This window comes from Promicromonospora kroppenstedtii DSM 19349 (genome assembly GCF_000515355.1).
In the GTDB taxonomy this organism is placed as follows: Bacteria; Actinomycetota; Actinomycetes; order Actinomycetales; family Cellulomonadaceae; genus Promicromonospora; species Promicromonospora kroppenstedtii.
Genome location: NZ_KI911744.1, coordinates 139,048 through 142,482 on the forward strand (window position 1 = coordinate 139,048; position 3,435 = coordinate 142,482).

Sequence of the window (3,435 nt, forward strand, 5' to 3'; positions counted from 1 at the left end):
GGGCGCCCCGGGCAGGCCCAGCCCCTCGGCGACCAGCGCCACGGCGGGCAGGTAGTAGTCGCAGGTCGTCAGCACGCCGTCGACGGACCGGCCCGCGGCGCGCTCCCGGGCGGCGATCTCGCGCGCCTCCGCGAGGAGGGCGGCGTCGTCGTTGGTCTCGGCGACGACCACCTCGGCGGCGAGCGCCAGCACCGGATGGGGCGTGCCGTCGGGCAGCTCGTAGAGGCCGGGGTCGCGCGTGATCAGGACGTACCGGTGGCCGGCGTCACGCAGCAGGGGCGGGAGCATGAGGCCGGTCGACTGGAGCCAGCTCTCGATCATCAGCAGGTTCGCCACGTCAGCACGCTCCGTGCGTTCGAACGCGAACGAGAGTCGTTCTCAACATGGCGCACAGCCTGCCACGGATCGGGCGACCGTTCTCGCCGGGCGACCGGTGCCTGTGGAAAACGTCGCCCGGGCGGACCCCGGCGCCGTCGCCCGAACCCCAGGCGCTGCCTACAGCACCCCGTCCGGGAGCGAGGGATGCTCATCGGCGGGCGGCTTCGGGTGCGGGATGAGCAGCGCGAGCACCGTGCACACGACCGACGCGAGGAGGCCGAGCAGCAGCGCCGTGCGGAACGCGTCGTCCGACGGCACCGGCACACCGTTCAGCTCCGCGCCGCCCGCGGCGAGCACGCCGCCCACGACAGCGGCGGCCGACGTCGTGCCCAGCGACCGCATGAGCGTGTTGAGCCCGTTGGCGGCGCCCGTCTCGTGCGACGGCACCACCCGCATGATCAAGGCGGGCATGGCCGCGAACCCCAGGCCGATGCCGACGCCCACCACGAGGTTGACGACGAGCACGTGCCACACGTCGAGGTCGACCACGACGGCGATCACGTACGAGATCGCGATGACGGCCGACCCCGCCGCGAGCAGCGGCTTGGGACCGAAACGGTGCTCGAGCCGGCCCGCGACGGGCGACATGGCGAGCATCACCAGGCCGGACGGCATGAGGATCAGGCTCGCGTGCATGAGGCTGAGCCCCAGGCCGCCGGCCGCCGTCGGCAGCTCCAGGAGCTGCGGGAACACGACGTTCGAGGCGAACAGCGCGAAGCCCATCGCGATGGAGGCCAGGTTGGTGAACAGCACGGTGCCGCGCGCCGTCACCCGGAGGTCCACGAGGGGCTCCGAGACGCGCAGCTCGTACCAGCCCCACACCAGCAGGACGAACAGCCCGCCGAGCAGCAGCCCGAGCGTGCGCGGCGACCCCCAGCCCCAGTCGTTGCCGCGCGAGACCGCGAGCAGCACCCCCGTCAGGCCGATGGCGAGACCGATCACGCCGACGACGTCGAGCCGCCCGCCCGTGCGGAGCGTGCTCACGGGCACGATCCACGCGACCAGCGCCAGCGCGAGCAGGCCGATCCCGGCCGCCACCCAGAACACGACGTGCCAGTCGTAGCGCTCGGTGACGAAGGCACTGATCGGCAGGCCGAGCGCTCCGCCGACGCCGAGCGTCGCGCTGACCAGCGCGATGCCGGAGCCGAGCCGGTCCCGGTGCAGCACGTCGCGCAGGATCGAGATACCGAGCGGGACCACGCCCATGCCCATGCCCTGCAGGCCGCGCCCGACGATCAGGAGCACCACCGACGGTGACAGCGCGGCGACCACGGAGCCCAGGGCCAGCAGGCCGAGCAGCGCGAGCGCGACGGTCTTCTTGCCGTACATGTCGCCGAGCCGCCCGGAGATGGGTGTGCAGATCGCCGCCACCAGCAGCGTCACCGTGATCACCCAGGCGGACACGTCACGCGAGACGCCCAGCAGGGTCGGCAGCTCCGCCTGGATCGGCAGCAGGATCGTCTGCATGAACGACGCCCCCATGCCGGCGAACGCGAGGACGGCGATCACCAGGCCCGGGCGCGGCATCCGCGTGAGCCGAGAACGGTCCTGGCCACCGGGGGGAAAGCGGAATCTCATGCGCGGCAGACAACCCTTCGACGAGCGGGCGGACCTCGGCACGCTCGGCGTGCTCGCAGCACGAGCACCGCCCGGGCACGAGGGGGATACCTGCACCTTACATAGTTGCCCGCGCCAACCGAGATCCGCCCGCCGGGACTGCGCCGACGACGGCGTCAGGCAGCCGCGAGCTCGACAGCCAGCTCCTCGACCAGGTCGTAGCCCTCCTGCATGCCACCCTCCATGCCCGAGCCGACGATCATGTCCCGGACCTCCTTGCTGGGGACGACCGTGCGGACGGTGAGCGTGGTGCGCCCGTCGTGCTCGGTGAGCGTGTAGTGGTTCAGGGTGGGCTCGGAGTCGCCGTCGGGCATGCCCTCGAACACCTCCGTGTGCGTCATCCGCTCCGGCGCCGCGATCTCGCGGTACTCGCCGTGGAACCCCACCTCCGAGCCGTCGTTCGCGGTCATCACGTACCACCACGATCCGCCGACCCGCAGGTCGACGGTCGCCTCGGTGACCGTGCCGCGCTGCCCGGCCCACCAGCGCCGGATCAGCTCGGGCTCGGTGAGCACCCGCCACACCTGCGCACGCGGCGCGTTGAACTCGCGAGTCACCAGGATCTCGGTGTCGGTCGGGAGCGTCAGGACGGCGCTCCCCTTGGTCGTGGTGGTCATGTCAGTCTCCTTGTCCGGTTCCTGCATCGGTCGGTGGTCGTGTCCCGAGCTCGTCGAGCACGTCGTCCATGAGGTCGAACCGCTCGTTCCAGAGCCGCTCGTACTGCGAGACCCAGTCGTGGACGGCGCGCAACGGCGCTCCGTTGACCCGGTAGAGGCGATGGCGCCCGTCGTCGCGCACGTCCACCAGCCCTACCTCCCGCAACACCCGCAGGTGCTTGGACACCTGCGGCTGGGCGAGCCCGAGCAGCTCGACCAGGTCGCCCACCGCGAGCTCGCCGCCGGCCAGGGCGTCGAGGATCTCGCGGCGGCGCGGTTCGGCCACCGCGTTGAACGCGTCGGTAGTGGTCGCTGCTCGTGCCATACCCCAAACATATACCCATATGGGAATGCGTCAACCAGTGGCGTGGGTGGGCGAAGTGCGCGCGGCGCCGCCTCAGCCCCGCACCGGCGCCGTCGACGCGCGGACCATCAGCCGCTGCTCCGCCGTCCGACGGCGGGCACGCGCGGCCCGCGGCAGCAGGGCGAGCTCCAGCGCCTGCCGCCCCATCTGCTTCATCGGCAGGCGCACGGTGGTCAGAGCGGGCGACAGGTGCCCGGCCACGGTGACGTCGTCGAACCCGGTGACCGACACGTCGCCCGGCACCGAGACGCCCCGCTCCCCCAGCACCGACAGCACCCCCACGGCCATGTCGTCGTTGAGCGCGAGGACGGCGGTGACGTCGGGGTGGGCATCCATGATCTGGCGGGCGGCGTCCTTGCCGCCGTCGAGCGTGAACGCCGCCTCGACCACCGGCAGGTCCGCGAGCCGCAGGCCGTGGTC

5 protein-coding genes are annotated in these 3,435 nt (G+C 72.2%); all 5 read right to left on the reverse strand.

Going from position 1 to position 3,435, the window contains the following annotated elements; genetic code table 11:
• Positions 1 to 336: hypothetical protein (locus PROKR_RS36145; RefSeq protein ID WP_036968972.1), on the reverse strand; the 336-nt coding region annotated here is incomplete at its 3' end.
• Between the two features lie 159 nt (positions 337 to 495).
• Entirely contained in the window at positions 496 to 1,905 is a 1,410-nt protein-coding gene (locus tag PROKR_RS24860; protein WP_036968974.1) for an MFS transporter, read from the reverse strand.
• Between the two features lie 206 nt (positions 1,906 to 2,111).
• Positions 2,112 to 2,612 carry an SRPBCC family protein gene (locus PROKR_RS24865; protein ID WP_036968976.1) on the reverse strand — a complete coding sequence of 167 codons (501 nt, stop codon included), beginning with the start codon at positions 2,610 to 2,612 and terminating at the stop codon, positions 2,112 to 2,114.
• A gap of 1 nt (position 2,613) precedes the next feature.
• Positions 2,614 to 2,976 carry an ArsR/SmtB family transcription factor gene (locus PROKR_RS24870; protein WP_036968978.1) on the reverse strand — a complete coding sequence of 121 codons (363 nt, stop codon included), beginning with the start codon at positions 2,974 to 2,976 and terminating at the stop codon, positions 2,614 to 2,616.
• A gap of 72 nt (positions 2,977 to 3,048) precedes the next feature.
• Positions 3,049 to 3,435, reverse strand: a 387-nt coding sequence (locus PROKR_RS24875; RefSeq protein WP_036968980.1) for a substrate-binding domain-containing protein, incomplete at its 5' end; no start/stop codon positions are given.

Excerpts from the sequence above, each read along its gene's own strand:
- PROKR_RS24860 (WP_036968974.1), bottom strand. The coding sequence starts at position 1,905 with ATGCCGCGCCCGGGCCTGGTGATCGCCGTCCTCGCGTTCGCCGGCATG.
- PROKR_RS24865 (WP_036968976.1), bottom strand. The coding sequence starts at position 2,612 with ATGACCACCACGACCAAGGGGAGCGCCGTCCTGACGCTCCCGACCGAC.
- PROKR_RS24870 (WP_036968978.1), bottom strand. The coding sequence starts at position 2,976 with ATGGCACGAGCAGCGACCACTACCGACGCGTTCAACGCGGTGGCCGAA.